Genomic DNA, 16,212 nt, shown 5'->3' with positions numbered 1-16,212 from the left:
CGCGGCGCGGCGGCGGACCGCCGGTCGGCGCGGCGGCGGGTCTGCCACGGCCCGGGCGGTGGGCGGCCCGGTCGGTGGTCGGTCGGCTGGGACCGGTGGGCGGGGCGTCCTCGGTCACGGTCTTCCTCCTCCCGGGTCGGCTTCGGTCGGTCGGGTGGTCGGGTGGTCGGGTGGTCGGGGTGCGGCACCGGGCCGGGGCTCAGTGCGTCGGCAGGTCGGCGACGGCCCAGGCGGTGGGCGGGCGGCCGGTGGCGGTGCGGGTGCCGGCCCGGATGCGGGCGGGGCGGCGGTGGCCGGCGGGGCCGGCGCCGGCGATCTCGACGGTCAGTCGGCCGGGCGGGCCGGCGGGGTGCAGCCGGTAGCGCTTGGGCGGGGTGCGGAAGCCCAGGCCGGAGGCTTTCGCCAGGGCCTCCTTGACGCACCACAGGTGCAGCGGTTCGACCGGCCCGCAGGCCCGGTGCAGGGCGTCGAGTTCGGCGGGGGTGCCGAACCGGTGCAGGTTGCGGGCGGCGGTGTCCCACGCGGTCTCGGCGTCGACGCCCAGGCCCGCGGGGGGCGGGTCGGCGCGGCGCAGCGCCACCACCACCTGGTCGGCGGTGTGGGCGATCGAGAACTGGAGGGGCGGCCGGAGCGCGGCGCCGTCCCAGCAGATCCGGCGGACGGCGGCGGGCCCGGCGAGGCCGATCCGCCGGTGGGTGTCGGGCAGGTCGGGGACCAGGCCGAGCCGGACCAGGCCGGCGGCCAGGGCGTGCCGGGCGGCGTACCGCTGGTCCTGCCGGGCGGCGCCGGTGAAGCCGCCGTGCGGGTCGTCCGGTCCGGCGGGGGCGCCGGGCGGGTGGGCGGCCCGCGCCGCGCCGGGCCGGACCTCGTCCCAGAGCAGCCGCACGGCGCTCACCTCGGTGCGGGCGCGGGGTCGCGCGCCACGTCGGCCAGGGTGCGGACGCCCGGCCCGGCGGCGGCCGCGTACCGGATCGCGCGCAGCACGCCGGGCAGGAAGGCGCGGCGGTCCGCCATCCGGTGCAGGACCTCGATGTGCTCGCCGGTGCCGGCCGCGACCAGGCGGTGCTCGCTGAGGGCGTCGCCGAGGCGGAAGGAGGTGACGTCCGGGGCGGGGGCGCCGGGGCCGCGGGCGGTGTGCCAGGCGGCGGCGAGGTGGCGGGCGGTGCTGCTGGGGCGGTCGCGCTTGCCGGCGAAGTGCAGGTCGCTGACGCCCGCGTCCCAGCTGTCGTCGGCGTGGGCGGCGAGGTCGGCGACGAAGCGGGTGACGGCGAGCAGGGCGAGGCTGTAGTTGGCGGCGACCACGACGGGGCGGCGGCGGCCGACCTCCGCCAGCAGGCGGCGGTGCCGGTCGCCGAGGCCGCTGGTGCCGATGACCAGGGCGCAGCGGACGGTGCGGGCCTGGTCGAGCAGGTCGGCGGTGGCCTCCTCGGCGGTGAAGTCGACGACGACCGGGTCCGGGTCGGGCAGGTCGGCGAGGCGGTGCACCACGGGCCCGGCCGGGTCGCGGTCGGGGTCGCGGTGCGGGTCGCGGTCCGGCCGGTGGTCCGGGGCGCGCAGGGTGAGGCGGGCGGAGAGGGCGAGGTCGGGGGCGGCCAGGACGCCCTGCCGGACGACGCCCGCCATCCGGCCGGTCAGTCCGCAGACGACGACGGGAACGGGGGCGGAGGCGGCGGTGGCGGCAGCGGCGGTGGGGGCGGCGGGTGCGGTCATGCGGCGACCGCCTCCGGGACCAGGCCCATCCGCCGGGCCAGCTCGTTCTCGACCACCCGCCGGCCGCCGAAGTGGGCTTGGAGGCCGGCGTCGTCGCGGTCGGCGGGCACGTCCGCCAGGCCGAGTTCGGTGGCCATGTCCTCGGTGGTGCGGGCGGTGCGCCGCAGCAGGTCGACGCAGCTCAGCAGGGTGGCGAGGGCGGCGGTGCCGCCGGGCGCCTCGGCCTTGAAGGCGGCGCCGAACCGGGCGGCGGCGGCGGCCAGCGAGAGTTCGATCTCCAGCGTGCTGAGCTCGTGGGCCAGGTACTGGGAGGTGGAGAGCGCCTCGACGCCCTCGCCGGCCCGGGCCAGGGTCCGGCGCAGGTCGGCGACGTCCCGGGCGGGCCGGGCGAGGGCGCGGCGGGCGAACGCCCAGGCGTGGGCGTCGAGGGCGGCGGTCAGCACACCGTCGAGGGCCCAGTCGACGGGCCGGGAGAGGGCGGCGGGGGCGGCGCCGTCGAGGGCGGCCCAGCCGTGGTCGGCGGACCGTCCGGCGCCGTGCGGGCGGACGCCGGGGGCGTCGTGCGGGACGAGCGCGAGCCGGGTCGCGCCGTCCAGCCGGACGGTGACCAGGGCCGCCTCGGCGTCGCGGGCGGCGTAGCGGTAGCGGCCGTGCAGGGTGGTCCGGTCGCCGTTGCGGGCGGCCCGGACGGTGGGGACGGTGAGGCTGAACAGGGCGTTCGGGGTGTAGAGGCCGAGCGCGGCGGTGACCCGGCCGGTCCGGACGCCGTCGAGCAGCGGGGCGTCGGCCGCGAAGGTGTCGAGCAGCGGCAGGACGCCGTGCACCTGCTCGGTGAGCGCGGCGGCGAGGGCGAACGGGTGCCGCTCCCAGACCTGGTCGAGGGCCCGTTCCAGCTCCCGCTCGGGGCTCCGGACGTCGTCGGTACCGGCGTCGTCGGTACCGGCGTCGTCGGCGGCGGCCGGCCGGTCGAGGCCGCGGCGGGTGAGCAGCCGGTCGAGGGCGGCCAGCCCGGCCCGGGGGTCGGTGGCGGTCACGCGCGGCCCCCGCGGGCGAGCCGGGCGGTGACGAAGCGGGCGATCGAGTCGACGGAGTACAGGTGCTCGGGGTCGGCCTCGGGGTCGATGACGGCGTCGTAGCGCTGTTCCAGCACCTCCATCAGGTTGATGTAGCCGATGGAGTTGACGCCGGCCCGGTCGAGTTCGCCGTCGGCGGCGCGCAGGTCGGCGACGGTGACGACGCGTCCGGTGGCGGTCTCGACGAGCAGTTCGATCTCGGCGCGCAGGTCGGTGCCGGTGCGGGCCGCCTCGTGGGCTGTGCTCATGCGGGGTTCTCCAGTCCGTGCGGGGTGGGGTCGGCGGCCCGGGCGTCCCGGACCAGGCGGCGCAGTTCGGTCGTCCGGGCCTTGCCGACGGCGGAGCGCGGGATGGCGGGCAGGAAGGTGACGCGGCCGGGGACCTTGAAGGGCGCGAGCCGGGCGCGGCAGGCGTCGACGACCTCGGCCCGGCCGAGCCGGCCGGTGCCGGCGAGGGCGGCGTGCAGCACGGTCTCGCCGTTGTCGTCGGTGTCGGCGAAGACGGCGGCGTCGGTGATGCCGTCGAGGTCGAGCAGGGCGCGTTCGACCTCGGCGGGGTCGATCTTGCGGCCGGCCAGGTTGATCGGGCCGCCGAGCCGGCCGGTGACGAACAGCCGGCCGTCCTCGATCCGGCCGAGGTCGCCGGTGCGGTAGTAGCCGTCGGGGTCGAGCCGTTCGGCCAGGGCGCCGGGGGCGTTGAGGTAGCCGGCGGCCATCGAGTCGGTCCGGACCCGGACCTCGCGCTCGCCGGTGGGCAGGTCCACGGTCCGGACCGAGACGCCGGGCAGGGCGGTGCCGAGCCCCTCGGTGCGCTCGGGGTCGCGTTCGTAGGTGCAGGGGCCGGTCTCGGCGATGCCGTAGTAGTCGGCGATCCGGACGCCGTACCGGGCCTCGAAGGTCCGCCGGACCTCGGGGTCGAGGACGGCGGCGGCGGAGACCGCCCGGGTGACGGTGGCGAACGCGGCGGCCTCCGGCCGGGGGGCGGCGGCCAGCAGCCGGTAGGCGAGCGGGAAGGCGACCAGCCGGGTGGCGGCGGCCCGGGCGACGGCCCGGGTGATGCCGCCGGAGGTGGGCAGGCCCTGGTAGAGGTGGAGTTCGGCGCCGACGGTGAAGACCGGCAGCAGCGAGGTGTTGAACGCCAGCCCGTTGGTGAAGCCGGCCAGGCAGAGCACCCGGTCGGCGGGGCCGAGGCCGGTGCCGGCCGCCCAGGTCCGGGCGGCGGCGGTGACGGCGTCGGCGGTGAACTCCAGGCACTTGGGCGCGCCGGTGGTCCCCGAGGTGAACCGGCAGGTGGCGGTATCCGGCCCGGGCGCGGGCGCGTCGCCGCGCCCGCCGGGCAGGACGGTCAGCGCCAGCGCGCTGCCGGGCACCGCCCGCGGCGTGCCGCCGAGCGGGAACGGCCGGTCGGCGTCGTGCAGGAAGGCCGGGACGCCGCAGCCGCGCCGGATGCCGTCGAGTTCGGCGGCGCCGAAGGTGGCGTCGATCAGGAACGGCAGCCGGCCGGCCACCAGCAGGGCGTAGTAGGAGACCAGGTAGTCGGCGCTGTTGGCGGCGTGCACGCCGACGTCGGCGGTGTCGGGGCCGAGCAGCGCGTCCAGGGTGCGGGCGCGGGCGCGGACGAGGGCGCCGAACCGGGCGTAGTCGAGCGCGTCGCCGCCGGCCACGACGGCGCGCCGTCGGCCGTGTCCGGCGCAGGCGGCGAGGAACGCGGCGCCGAGCCGCCGCGGGTCAGCCACGGCGGGCCCCGTCCCGGCCGGCGGGCGCGAGGTCGAGTTCGGCGCGGCAGGCCATGCTGTGGTTGGCGATGGTCAGCATGGTGGTCTGGCTGCCGCCGGACATCCGGAAGCCGCGGAGCTGGGCGTGGGCCCGCAGCGAGGGGCTGTCCCACATGTAGCCGGCGCCGCCCTCCAGGTCGGTGGCGAGGGTGGCGAGTTCGTTGGCCCTCTCGACGCAGAACCACTTGAGTTCGGCGATCTCGGGGACGGTGCTGCCGCCGGCGGTGACCCGCAGGTAGGCGTCGGCGATGCCCGCCTCCATCAGCTCCTGGTGGGCCCGGGCGCGGGCCAGCGCGTGCGCGTTGACCGGCCAGGCGCCGAGCGGCCGGCCGCCGAGGGTGCGGCGGCGCACGTGCTCGGTGACGTGGTCGAGCAGGGTGCGGTGGGTGAAGTAGGCGTCGGCGGCGATCAGCAGCCGCATCCGGGACATCACCCGGTTCCAGCGCATCAGTTGGCTGATCCCGCTGCGCGAGACGACCTGCCCGGCGGGCACCCGGACGCCGTCGAACTCGACCTGGGCGGAGTCGACGCTGCGGGTGCCGAACTTGTCGTACACCTCGGTGACCCGCACGCCGGGGGTGCTCTTCTCGACGGCGATGACGGCGGGCGCGCCGTCGAGCACGACGCTGACGAAGCACAGGTCGGCGGTGGCGCCGTTGATGACGAACTTCTTCCGGCCGTCGAGGACGATCCGGGAGCCGTCGGTGGTGGCCGTGGTGGGCTGTTCGGCGGACGGGTCGGTGTCGCACTGGCAGGCGACCAGGTCCCCGGCCAGCAGGGCGGGCAGGTAGCGCTCGCGCAGGGCCGGGTCGCGGGCGGCGGCCAGCCAGTCCCCGGCGATCTCGTTCTGCACGTGCATGGCGAGGGCGATGCCGCCGTCGCGGGCGCCGGCGACGGCCTCGCCGAGGACCAGGGCACCGAGCAGGCCCAGGCCCTGGCCGCCGAGGTCGCGGGGCAGCGAGACGCCCATGAAGCCGTTGGCGGCGAGGTCCTGCCAGGTCTCGCGGCGCAGGCGGCCGTCGGGCCCGGTGCGCCACTTGTCGAGCCACTGCGGGGTGAAGTGGTCCGCGGCCCGGGCCCGCAACTCACGGTGACCGTCCGTCAGGTGCGCGGACAGGATGCTGTTGCTCAACATGGAAACCACACGCTGCTCTCTGTGATCGGGTCTCGGCGTGATCGGATCTCGGCGTGGTCGGGGCTCGGCACCGGCGTCCGGCTCGGCCGCGGGTCCGGTCCGGGCCGGGCTCAGCCGGGCTCAGCCGGGCTGCTGCCGGGGGTCGCGGGCGTGGCTGTAGGCGACCGGGGCCCGGTCCCACTTGACGGCGTTCTCGTCGGCGACGCCGACCGCGACGACGTAGATGACCTCCTCCTGGTCGTCCAGCAGGGCGAGTTCGGCGATCCGACCGGCGTCGAAGCCGCCCAGGCAGGTGATCCCGACGTGCTGCGCGGCGGCGCCGAGGCAGAGCCGCTGGGCGGCGCTGGCGGCGTGGAAGTGCAGTTCGGCCAGGCCCTGCTGGCCGCGTTCGCCGAGCAGTTGGCGGACCGGGGCGTGCAGCGCGACCAGGGCGGCGCAGCCGGCCGCCACGCCCTGGTTCATGCAGGCCGCGACCACCGCCTCCTCCGAGCCGCCGTCGCCGCCGACCGGCAGCAGCCGGTGCCCGTCCGGGTCGTACTCGTAGGCGCCGGCCGGCAGTCCGTCGACGTTGCGGACCAGCAGCCGCAGCCCGGCCAGCGGCCCGTCGGCGCAGTCGACGGCGATGCCGCCGCGGACGGCGGCCAGCGCCCGGCCGAGCGCGTCGGCGTCGAGCGGTTTCGCCAGGAAGCCCTTGGCGGACTGCCGGTCGAGCACGACCGCGCCGAAGTCGGCGAGCGGGTCGGCGTCCCGGCCGGTCAGCGCCAGCGGCGCGGTGCCAGCGGCGGCCGGGCGGATCGCCGGGGTGGTGCCGAACCGCCGGGCCAGGTCCCGGGGTTGGTGGTAGGTGCTGACCGGGCTGACCAGGTCCCAGGCTTCGCGTTCGGGCCCGTCGGGCTGCTCCAGGCCGCGGCCGCCGTCGTGCCACCAGATCGGCACCGCGAACGGGTTGGGCCGCGGGGCGCGGCCGGGCCCGGCGGGGGCGGGCCCGGTAGTCGCGGGCCCGGCGGGAGCGGTCAGGGTGACCAGCGCCTGGGGTTCCCGGCAGAGGTTCTCCAGGCCGAAGAGCCGGGACAGGGCGCGGCGGTCGAAGCGCAGCCGGACGGCGGGGGCGAAACCGGCGTCGGCGGCGGCGAGCGCGATGTTGGTGGCGGCGTGGGCGCCGTCGAGGTGGGTGTAGAGGTAGCCGCGCCGCCCGTACTTGCGCATGGCGTGCCAGGGCCGGGCCACCACCGCGACCACGGCGGCGGGCAGTTCGGCGGGGTGCGCGCCGTCGGCGGTCAGCGGGTCGGCAGCGAGCGGGTCGGCGGGCCGGACGGAGCCGGCCAGCAGGTCGGCCAGGTCGCGGCGGTCGACGGCGGCCAGGCGGCGCAGGCTGCAACCGGCCGCGTCGTAGTGGTAGAGCGCGTACGCATGGCCGTCCTGGAACGCCACCAGCACCTCGAAGGGGTAGAGCGCCCCGGCGGACGGCGTGGTGCGGGCCCGCATCAGGGTCTTGCCCTTGGTGATCACCGCGCCCGAGCGTTCGCCGTACCCCAGTCCGAGGGCCGCGGCGATCCGGGTCCACTGGGCGCTCAGGCCCGGGTCGGGCTGACCGACGGCCGGGGAGACGGCCTCCAGGTTCGATCGCAGGCGCGTCTCGTTCCAGAACCCGGCCAGCAGCGGATTGGTCAACTCTTCGACGCCCATGGGTCCTCTCGCGTTCTCGGATCGGTGGTGGTGCACCTCGGGGAACGGGGTCGGCCCCGGATCGGACCGGCGTTCCGGCCCGCCGGCCGGGTCGGCGCGGGTCGGCCGGTGCACGGCTCGGCGCGTCGGAGAACGGCCGTGGTGGAACCCCGCCCGTCGGTGTGCGTCCACGATCCGTCTCTCCTGGTGAGACGGCACCGACCACTCAGCGGCCACTCGCAAACCAACCAGCCGACCGCCGAGGCTGTCCAGCGAACGCCGATGGCTCAGTCCGGCCATGGCCCCGACCGGCCGTCGGAGCACGAAGCAGCCGCGCCTCACGCTGTGACGCAGGCCACATCGCGCCGCTGTCCGATGGCTGAGATGTGGGTTGTTCGGTCGCGGACCGTGGCGCAGCATGGTTGCTGTTCGTGCACACGGCGCAACCGACCGTGCGCGCCCCTTGGGGGAGCACGCACCGGTCGCAGTCGATACGGGGGTGTCGAGAAGACCTGGGGGCGCGCCCATGCAGCTTCAGCCCGACCGGCCCGAGCCGTCGCTACCCGAGGCCCAGATGGGCCGCATCCTCCACTCGGCCCGCCAGGCCATCGGCGAACTGGCCTGCAAGGTCGATGAGTTGGACCGCAGGTTGGCCGAGGTCCGGACCGGCGCGCTCCCCGCCCACCTGGACCGGCTGAGCGGCCACGGGGTGGAGGTGTTCCGGGGCGAGTCGGAGGTCCGGCAGCTGCTGGAGGACACCGTCGCGACGGCCACCGGCCGCATCCTCAGCATGCACCCCGGAACGCCGCTGCCGGCGTCGCTGCTGCTGGCCGCCCGCCGCCGGGACGAGGAGGTGCTGGGGCGCGGGGTGGCCGTCCGGACCATCCACAGCGAGTCGATGCTCCGGGTGCCGCGCGGCCGGGCCCACCTGAAGGCGCTGCGCCGGGCGGGCGCGCAGATCCGCACCTCGGCGACCCTCCCCTACCGGCTGACCGTGCTCGACACCGGCCTCGCCCTGGTCCCGGCACCGACCTGCGGGAACGGCGGGGACGGCGGGGACTGCGCGGAGCCCGCGGTCGCGGTGGTGCGCAACCCCGGCCTGGTCAGCCTGTTCGCGCAGACCTTCGAGTTCTGCTGGCAGGACGCCCGGCCGGCCGAACTCGCCCCGCCCTCCCGCACCGGCCCCACCGCACGCCAGTACCAGGTGCTGCGCCTGATGCAGCTCGGCTACAAGGACGAGGCGATCGCCCGGGAGATCGGCGTCTCCTCCCGCACCATGCGCCGCATCGTCCGGGAGCTGCTGGAGCAGCTCGACGCCACCAGCCGGTTCAGCGCGGGCACGGCCGCCCAGGCCCGCGGCTGGCTGGTCCCGCCGCCCCCGCACGACGGCCGCCGCTGACCCGACGGGGGCCGGGGCCGCTCCCCTCGGATGCCGCACGCGGCCGACACCTCCCTGACGGCCCAACAGCGGGCGCGGCCGGACCCGGGCCGTGGTGCTCTTATGTCGGGCATACACCTGCAGCCGTCTGACGGGTTCTCAGGTCTGCCCCTACCGCCGCCGCCGGAGCCGGCGGTTCGGAACGCGCGGTCCCCCTTCCCACGGGGGCCGCGCGGTGCGATCCGGGTCCCCCTCACGAAAGCGCAGATCATGCAGCGTCCGCCGTCCTCGAAGCTGTCCTCCCTCGCCCGCCGTTCCGAGAAGCCCATGGCGGGCCTCGGGGTGCTGGCCCTCGCCGCCGCCGGCGCCCTCGTCGGCCTCGCCCCCGGAGTGGGCCACGCCTCCAGCCACCGGGAGGCGCCGCTCATCTCGGGCGACCCGCGGGCCGACAACACGGACGTGTACGCGTTCGTCAGCCCGGACAAGCCCGACACCGTCACCCTGGTGGCGAACTGGATCCCGTTCGAGGAGCCGAACGGCGGCCCGAACTTCTATCCGTTCGCCGACGACGCGCACTACACCATCAAGATCGACAGCGACGGCGACGGCAAGCCCGACACCACCTACACCTGGGCGTTCGCCAGCCACTACCGCGACGACGCCAACCAGTTCCTGTACAACACCGGCGTGGTGAAGTCGCTGGACGACCCGAACCTGAACTACCGCCAGACCTACACCCTCACGGTCACCGGCCCGGACGGGAGGTGCAAGGTCCTGCTCAAGGACGCCCCCGTCGCGCCGTCGAACGTCGGCAAGGCGTCGATGCCCGACTACGGCTCGCTGCGCAAGCAGGCCGTCGTGGACCTTCCCGACGGCGGGCAGAGCTTCGCCGGCCAGGCCGACGACCCGTTCTTCCTCGACCTGCGGGTCTTCGACCTGCTCTACGGCGGGAACCTCAAGGAGTCCGGCCACGACACCCTGACCGGCTACAACGTCAACACCATCGCCCTCCAGGTGCCGAAGACGAGCCTGGCGCTGAAGGGCGACGCCGAGCGCAACCCGGTGATCGGGGTGTGGTCCACCACCGACCGCAAGGGCGCCGTCGTCGCGGACAAGGGCGGCGAGGGCAAGGCCGGCGGGGACAAGGGCGGCGAGGGCAAGGCCGAGGGCGACTGGCGGCAGGTGTCCCGGCTGGGCAACCCGCTCGTCAACGAGGTCGTCGTGCCGATCAAGTACAAGGACGCCTTCAACGCGCTGACCCCGGACCAGGACCACACCGTCACCCCCGTGGTCGACAAGGTCAAGGACCCGATCGTGCCCAAGCTCGTCCAGAGCATCTACGGCATCCCCGCCCCGGCGGCGCCGCGCAACGACCTGGTGGAGATCTTCCTGACCGGCATCTGCAAGGCGTGCGGGCCGGTCCAGGCCGACCTGAACTCGCAGCTGCTCAACAAGGACGTCAAGAAGGACGGCTTCGTGCCCTCCGAGGAGCTGCGCCTGAACATGGGCGTCGCCCCGGCCGCCGCCCCCAACCGGCTCGGCGTGCTCGCGGGCGACCTGGCGGGCTTCCCGAACGGCCGCCGCCTGGCCGACGACGTCGTCGACATCACCCTGCAGGCCGCCGAGGGCGCCGCGCAGACCGGGACCCTGGTGCCCGCGCTGGCCGCCGGGGACGGCGTGAACGCCAACGACCACGCCTTCGGCCACCACTTCCCCTACGTGGCGCTGCCCAACACCGCCGCCGTCAACCAGGCCGTCTCCGACAACCCCGGCGGCTCCGTCGAGGCCGGCTTCGGCGGGCTGTCCGTCGGCGGCTTCCCGATCGCCGGGGCAGCCGCGATGGCCGGCGGCGTGCTGGTGTCGGCGGCGGGCGTACTGGCGCTGCGCCGCCGCTCCGCCCGCTCGTGACACCGCCCGAACGGGCCGGCCGGCCGCTCCCCGCGAGCGGCCGGCCGGCCGTCGTGCGGCCCCAGGCCGCCCTCCCCCGGGCCGGCGCCGCCGCAGCGGCCGTCCGCGCCGCCCTGACCCGCACACGGGAGGGCCGCCCGCCGGTCGGCCCGGGTGAGGAGCAGGGCGGGACGGCCACCGACCGGGCCCGTGCCGCCGCGAAGCGAGCCGGGGCCGCCTCCCGCGACGCCCTGACCCGCACGCAGGAGGCTCGTCCGCCCGCCGGCCCGGGCGGGGAGCAGGGCAAGACGGCCACCCACCGGGCCGATACCGCCGCGACGCAGGACAGTGCTGCCGTCTGCAACGCCCTGACCCGCGCGGAAGAAGCCCGCCCGCCCGCCGACCCGGGTGAGGAGCGCAGCAAGACGATCACCGGGCGGGCCGGTGCGGCCGTGGCGCGAGCCCGGGTCGCCGTCCGCGACGCCCTGACCCGCGCGCAGGAGGCTCGTCCGCCCGCCGGCCCGGGTGAGGAGCAGGGCGGGACGGTCGTCGGCCGGGCCGGTGCCGCCGTCCGGGCGTTCGGGCCGTGCCGGGTGGTGGGGGCGGGTGCGGTGGCGGCGGGGCTGGCGTTGGCCGGGCTCGGTGTGGCGGCTGTCGTCGACCGTCCGGCGGTGCCCGCCGTCGCGCAGGGCGTCGATGTCGGCGAGTTGCCCGCCACCGTGCACGGCGCGGCGCCCGTCGCCGCGCCGACCGCACCGACCGCGTCGGAGGCCGGCCGCGCGCCGGTCGCTCCGCCCGTCCGGCTGCGCATTCCCCGGATCGGTGTCGACACCGGGCTCAGCGACCTCCAGGTGCAGGAGGACGGGCACCTCGCCGCGCCCGCGGACCCGGACGTCGCGGGCTGGTGGAGCCAGGGTCCCGCCCCGGGCGGCCCCGGCACCGCGGTGATCGTCGGCCACGTCGACTCCCTCACCGGCCCGGCGGTGTTCGCGGGCCTGTCCGTGCTGCGTCCGGGCGACGGCATCGACGTCCTGGCGGCGGACGGGACCGGCACCGCGTTCACCGTCCAGGCCCTGCGCAGCTACGACAAGCAGGGGTTCCCCGCCGAGCAGGTCTTCGGCGACACCCCCGGACCGAGCCTGCGCCTGATCACCTGCGACGGCGTCTACGACCACGGACAGCACACCTACCCCGCCAACCTGGTGGTCTTCGCCGTCCCGGCGCGGGCCGCCGCCTCCGCCGCCCCGACCGGCGCCACGCCCCCGCCCGCCCAGCACCCCGGAGTACCGCAGTGAACCGACGCCGCCGTCTGCTGCCCGCCGCCGTCGCCACCGCCCTCGGCGTGGGCCTGTTCCTGGCCGGCGGCCTCGGCCTCGCCCCGCAGCGCGGCGGTGCCCCGGCCCCGGAGCGGCCCCCGGGCCAGGACACCGCCGACACCGGTCTGGCCGGGGACATCCGCGGGTTGCAGGAGCACCTGCGGAGCACGCCCGACGACGCCCTCGCGATGGCCTCCCTGGGCCTGGCGTACGTCCAGCAGGCCAAGATCACCGCCGATCCGTCGTACTACCCGAAGGCGGAGGACGTCCTCACCCGTTCGCTGAGCACCGACCCCGACGGCAACTTCACCGCGATGGCCGGCATGGCCGCCCTCACCGGCGCCCGCCACGACTTCACCGCGGCCCTCGACTGGTCGCAGCGGGCGATCGCGATCAACCCCGACAACTCCACCCTCTACGGGACGCTCGCCGACGCCTGCACCCAACTCGGCCGCTACCCCGAGTCGTTCGACGCCGCGCAGCGCATGGTCGACCTCAAGCCCGGCACCCCCTCCCTCGCCCGCGCCTCCTACACCTGGGAGCTGCGCGGCGACACCGCCGCGGCCACCGCGCTGATGAAACGCGCCCTCGACGACGCCAACACCGCCGCCGACCGGGCCTTCGCGCTCTACCACCTCAGCCTGCTGGCACTCGGCAGCGGCGACCCGGCCGGTGCCCTCGCCCAGGCCGAGACGGGCCTGCGCGCCGCACCCGGCACCGCCTCGCTGCTGGAGGCCAGGGGCCGGGCCGAGGCCGCGCTCGGCCGCAGCGACGAGGCCGTCACCGACCTCCGGCGGGCGACCGCCCAGGTGCCGCAGCCCGAGTACGTCCTCGAACTCGGCGAGCTGCTCCAGTCGTTGGGCCGCACCGCGGAGGCCGAGGAGCAGTACCGGGTGCTGCGCGCCGAGTGGAAGCTGTTCACCGGCAACGGTGTGACGCTCGACGCCGACGCCGCCCTGTTCGAAGCCGACCACGGCGACCCGGCCACCGCCGTCGCGATCGCCGAACAGGGCCTGCGCACCCGCCCGTTCCTGGACACCCACGACGCCTACGCCTGGGCCCTGCACGCCGTCGGCCGCGACGCGGAGGCCCTGCGGGAGTCCGACGAGGCGCTCGCGCTCGGCACCCGCAACGCGCTCTTCCACTACCACCGCGCCGTGATCCTGCGCGCGCTCGGCCGGAACGACGAGGCGCGCACCGAGTTCGGGACGGCGCTGGCGACCGACCCCGCCTTCCACCCGCTGCACGCCCCCGCCGCCCGCGCCGCCCTGGCCGAACTCCCGCCCGGGAGCTGAGCCGCGGGCCGGCGGGGCCGTCACTTCGGCGGCGGCGCCGCCACGTGTCCCGCGTCGCCGCCCAGACCGGTGTACAGCTCCGTCCACCGGCGGTCGACGGCCGTCGGCGGCTTGCCGTCGCAGTACGCCTTGGTCCCGTTGGCGGTGTAGAACCGCATCATCTCCAGCACGGCCGTCGGATCGGACTTCTCACCGCCGGTGTACCTGGTGCCCGGTTCCCGGCTCTGGTGCGGGAGGCAGCTCGGCGACGGCGTGCCGGGCTGGGCGTCGAAGCTCCCGTCCCGCTCCCCGCCGCCGCAGCCGGTGAGCAGCACGGCGGCTGCGGCGGCGACGGCGAGGAGCAGGAACGGGCGGGTGGGGCGGGTCGGGCGGGTACGGCTGCGGTCCACGGGGGTCTTCCTCCGGCGGGTACGGGTGGTTCAGAGGGTCGAGGGCAGGCTGCGGACGACCAGTCCCAGCCCGACGGCCAGGATCAGCAGCGCGGTGAGCAGCCCGCTGTACGGGGCGAGCCGGTGGAGGCGCCCGGCGACCGACCCGCTCCGCACGGCGGCCAGCCGGTCGCCGACCCGGACCAGGAGCAGGCCGACGGCGGTCAGGGTGGCGGCCATGCCCACGCCGTACGCGACCACCAGGGCCGCGCCGAACAGCGTCCGGCCGAGGGCGATCGCGCCGAGCAGCACCACCAGCGCGGACGGGCTGGGGACCAGGCCGCCGGCGATGCCGAGACCGATCAGGTTGCGCCGACTCGTGGCGGCGGCGGGGTCGTGCCGGTGGTGGCCGCCGAACAGGCCGTGGCGGTGGCCGTGGTGACCGTGCGTCAGGTGCCCGCCGTGGTCATGACCGTGGTCGTGGTCATGGCTGTGGTCATGGCCGTGATCGTGCGGGTGGTCGTGGTCGTGATCGTGGCTGTGCGGGTGCTCGTGGTCGTGGCCGTGGTCGTGCTCGGCGACCGCCGTGTGCGCGTGGCCGTGGTCGTGCTCGGCGACCGCCGTGCGCGCGTGGCCGTGGTGGGTCTCGGCGTGCGGGTGGTGGCCGTCCGGTTCCGGGTGCGGGTCGTGGTCGTGCGGGGTGCCCGCGGCGTGGGCGGCGGCGTGGGCGAGTTCCCTGGCCTCCCTGGCCTCGGCGTCGTCGGCGCCCGGTTGGGGGTGCGGGAGGCGGCCGTGCGGGCGGGCCCGGCGGGAGCGGCGGACGGCGTCGCGCAGCAGGCCGGCGCCCACCAGGACGACCAGCGCGCCGCTGAGCACGCCCAGCCGGCCCAGCAGCACGTCGCCGGCCAGCGAGGAGAACGTGGTCAGGCCCAGGCCGATGACGATGACCCCGGCGGTGTGGGTCACCGTGACGGTCGCGCCGACGGTGACGGCGTCGCGGGTGCGTCCGCGCCGGCCGGCCAGGTAGGCCGCCATCACCGTCTTGCCGTGCCCGGGCAGCAGGGCGTGTCCGGCGCCGAGCACGAGGGAGAGCAGGACCGCGAGCAGGCCGAGGGGGACGGTCAGCCGCTCGGCGGCGCCGATCCCGGCGAGGCGGGTGTTCAGGCCGGCCAGCCAGGCGGTCGGCCCGGAGCCGTCCGCCCGGACGGCCGCCGCTCCCGCAGGTGCGGCGGCGCCGCCGGGCCGGGCCAGGAACCGGGCGTGGGTGATGCCGCTGGGGCTGTCCAGCAGGTCCCTCGGGTAGTCCTGCAGTTCCTTGGAGACCGACTCGGCCGGGACGTCGGAGCCGTCCAGCGTCACGCCGTCGCCGCGCGCGGTGATCTCGTTCCAGCCCACCCGGCCCGGGTCGTTCCCGGCGGTCACCCGGATCTCGCTCCCGGCGGCGGGCAGCCGCAGGTCGGCGTGGAGCACGCATTCGAGCCGGCTGGTGCGCAGGCCGGCCGAGCCGTCCTCGTAGCGGAACCGCGCCGAGTCGGTCCGCCAGGTCAGCGGCGCCGCGTCCGGACCGGCCGTCACCCGGAGGTGCTGGACCGTCAGGCCGCACTGCGCGTCCGCCCAGGCCGCGCGTTCGGCGTCGTCGGCGGTGCCGTCGCCGTCGCGGTCGACCTTCGGCTGCTCCTGGAGGGTGGGGATCTCGGCGGCGTCGGTGACGGCGAGGGCCTCGACGGTGTCGGGCCGGACGGTGAGGCCGAGGTAGTGGTTGAGGGAGAAGTTGCCCAGCGGGTGGGCGTCGGCGGCGGGTGCGCCGACCATCAGCAGGCACAGGGTGGCCGCCGCGGCGGCACCTGTTCCGGCGAGGAATCGCGCTGCCTGCACGCGGGCCTCCAGGGAGACGGCCGGGCGGTCCACGGCCGACGGGCCCGGCCCGGCGGGGAAGAGGGGATCGGGGCGAGACACCCCGGCACCACCTTGGTGCCCGTTCGCCCCGCCGGGGACCGGTACCGCCGCGACCTGCCGGGGGGTCACCCGCACGGGGCAACCGCGGGGGCGCGCCCGGCACCGGGCCCGCCCCCCCGTCGGGGGCGGCGGGCGCCGCGGGTCGCGGTCGGGGCTACTGGACGGTGAGGGTGCCGGTCATGAACTGGTGGATGGTGCAGAGGTAGGGGTAGGGGCCGGGGGTGTCCGGGGCGGTGAAGGTCGCGGTGGCGCCGGGGGCGATGCTGCCGGTGTCGAAGGCTTTCTGGCCGGCCGAGGTCAGGGTGTGGGTGGTGGAGTCCTGGTTGGTGACGGTGACCGTGGCGCCGGGGGCGACGGTGAGGGTGCCGGGACTGAATTTGAAGTCCTTGATCGACACGGTGGTCGCCGCGGTGCTGCGGGAACTGCCGCTGTTGCCGGTGCTGCTGGAACCGCCGGTGCTGCCGGAGGGCGCGCCCGTGCCGTTCGAGGCCGTGGCGCTCGGGCCGGTGGACGTCGACGCCGGGGCGGGGGCGCTGCTGGAGCACCCGGCGGCCAGCACGGCGGTGAGGGCGGCGACCAGGGCGAGGACGGCCGACGGCCGGCCGGTGGTGCGGGTCACGGAGGGGCCTTCCCTTGACGCGGGCGCAGTTCCCGG

At 76.6% G+C, this 16,212-nt stretch carries 14 protein-coding genes; 4 read left to right on the top strand and 10 right to left on the bottom strand.

What is annotated here, in order from left to right:
* Nucleotides 1-199 precede the first annotated feature (199 nt).
* From K353_RS36940 to K353_RS21955, 7 genes are all read right to left on the bottom strand, one after another.
* Nucleotides 200-886, bottom strand: coding sequence for a 4'-phosphopantetheinyl transferase superfamily protein (locus K353_RS36940; RefSeq protein ID WP_146616542.1), 687 nt, complete (start codon nt 884-886; stop codon nt 200-202).
* 5 nt (nt 887-891) lie between these two features.
* Complete coding sequence (locus K353_RS21980) at nt 892-1,710, bottom strand: 4-hydroxy-tetrahydrodipicolinate reductase (protein WP_111555261.1); 819 nt, start codon at nt 1,708-1,710, stop codon at nt 892-894.
* Nucleotides 1,707-2,744, bottom strand: a complete 1,038-nt coding sequence (locus K353_RS33900; protein WP_146616541.1) for a hypothetical protein — start codon at nt 2,742-2,744, stop codon at nt 1,707-1,709. Before K353_RS33900 ends, K353_RS21980 begins: the two co-directional genes overlap by 4 nt.
* Nucleotides 2,741-3,031 (bottom strand): hypothetical protein, encoded by a 291-nt coding sequence (locus K353_RS21970; protein ID WP_111555260.1) that lies wholly within the window; start codon nt 3,029-3,031, stop codon nt 2,741-2,743. Before K353_RS21970 ends, K353_RS33900 begins: the two co-directional genes overlap by 4 nt.
* Entirely contained in the window at nt 3,028-4,518 is a 1,491-nt protein-coding gene (locus K353_RS21965; protein ID WP_111555259.1) for a class I adenylate-forming enzyme family protein, read from the bottom strand. Before K353_RS21965 ends, K353_RS21970 begins: the two co-directional genes overlap by 4 nt.
* Nucleotides 4,511-5,692: an acyl-CoA dehydrogenase family protein gene (locus K353_RS36935; RefSeq protein WP_111555258.1), complete on the bottom strand. Its 1,182-nt coding sequence runs from the start codon at nt 5,690-5,692 to the stop codon at nt 4,511-4,513. The genes K353_RS21965 and K353_RS36935 overlap by 8 nt, the downstream gene beginning before the upstream one ends.
* Before the next feature lie 120 nt (nt 5,693-5,812).
* On the bottom strand, nt 5,813-7,378 hold the full coding sequence (locus K353_RS21955) for a nitroreductase family protein (protein ID WP_158585458.1): 1,566 nt from the start codon (nt 7,376-7,378) through the stop codon (nt 5,813-5,815).
* Nucleotides 7,379-7,883: 505 nt separating this feature from the next.
* Here K353_RS21955 and K353_RS21950 point away from each other — a divergent pair.
* The 4 genes from K353_RS21950 to K353_RS21935 all read left to right on the top strand — a co-directional run bounded on the left by K353_RS21950 (nt 7,884) and on the right by K353_RS21935 (nt 13,233).
* Nucleotides 7,884-8,756 (top strand): LuxR C-terminal-related transcriptional regulator, encoded by an 873-nt coding sequence (locus K353_RS21950; RefSeq protein ID WP_146616540.1) that lies wholly within the window; start codon nt 7,884-7,886, stop codon nt 8,754-8,756.
* A 249-nt stretch (nt 8,757-9,005) separates the two neighbouring features.
* The gene (locus K353_RS21945; RefSeq protein WP_111555255.1) at nt 9,006-10,643 is read left to right on the top strand and encodes a DUF4331 domain-containing protein; all 1,638 of its coding nucleotides are present in this window, start codon (nt 9,006-9,008) and stop codon (nt 10,641-10,643) included.
* A gap of 53 nt (nt 10,644-10,696) precedes the next feature.
* On the top strand, nt 10,697-11,917 hold the full coding sequence (locus K353_RS21940) for a class F sortase (RefSeq protein WP_146616539.1): 1,221 nt from the start codon (nt 10,697-10,699) through the stop codon (nt 11,915-11,917).
* Complete coding sequence (locus K353_RS21935; protein ID WP_111555253.1) at nt 11,914-13,233, top strand: lipopolysaccharide assembly protein LapB; 1,320 nt, start codon at nt 11,914-11,916, stop codon at nt 13,231-13,233. The genes K353_RS21940 and K353_RS21935 overlap by 4 nt, the downstream gene beginning before the upstream one ends.
* Before the next feature lie 20 nt (nt 13,234-13,253).
* On the opposite strand, the gene K353_RS21930 is transcribed toward K353_RS21935, so the two are convergent.
* From K353_RS21930 to K353_RS21920, 3 genes are all read right to left on the bottom strand, one after another.
* Nucleotides 13,254-13,622 (bottom strand): hypothetical protein, encoded by a 369-nt coding sequence (locus K353_RS21930; protein ID WP_111555252.1) that lies wholly within the window; start codon nt 13,620-13,622, stop codon nt 13,254-13,256.
* Nucleotides 13,623-13,652: 30 nt separating this feature from the next.
* Nucleotides 13,653-15,476, bottom strand: a complete 1,824-nt coding sequence (locus K353_RS36930; RefSeq protein ID WP_305000324.1) for a nickel/cobalt transporter — start codon at nt 15,474-15,476, stop codon at nt 13,653-13,655.
* Between the two features lie 235 nt (nt 15,477-15,711).
* Nucleotides 15,712-16,176 carry a cupredoxin domain-containing protein gene (locus tag K353_RS21920; RefSeq protein ID WP_111555251.1) on the bottom strand — a complete coding sequence of 155 codons (465 nt, stop codon included), beginning with the start codon at nt 16,174-16,176 and terminating at the stop codon, nt 15,712-15,714.
* Nucleotides 16,177-16,212: the final 36 nt, after the last annotated feature.

It is taken from the genome of Kitasatospora sp. SolWspMP-SS2h (assembly GCF_003259315.1).
In the GTDB taxonomy this organism is placed as follows: domain Bacteria; phylum Actinomycetota; class Actinomycetes; order Streptomycetales; family Streptomycetaceae; genus Kitasatospora; species Kitasatospora fiedleri.
This window is presented reverse-complemented; position numbering and strand designations above follow the sequence as displayed.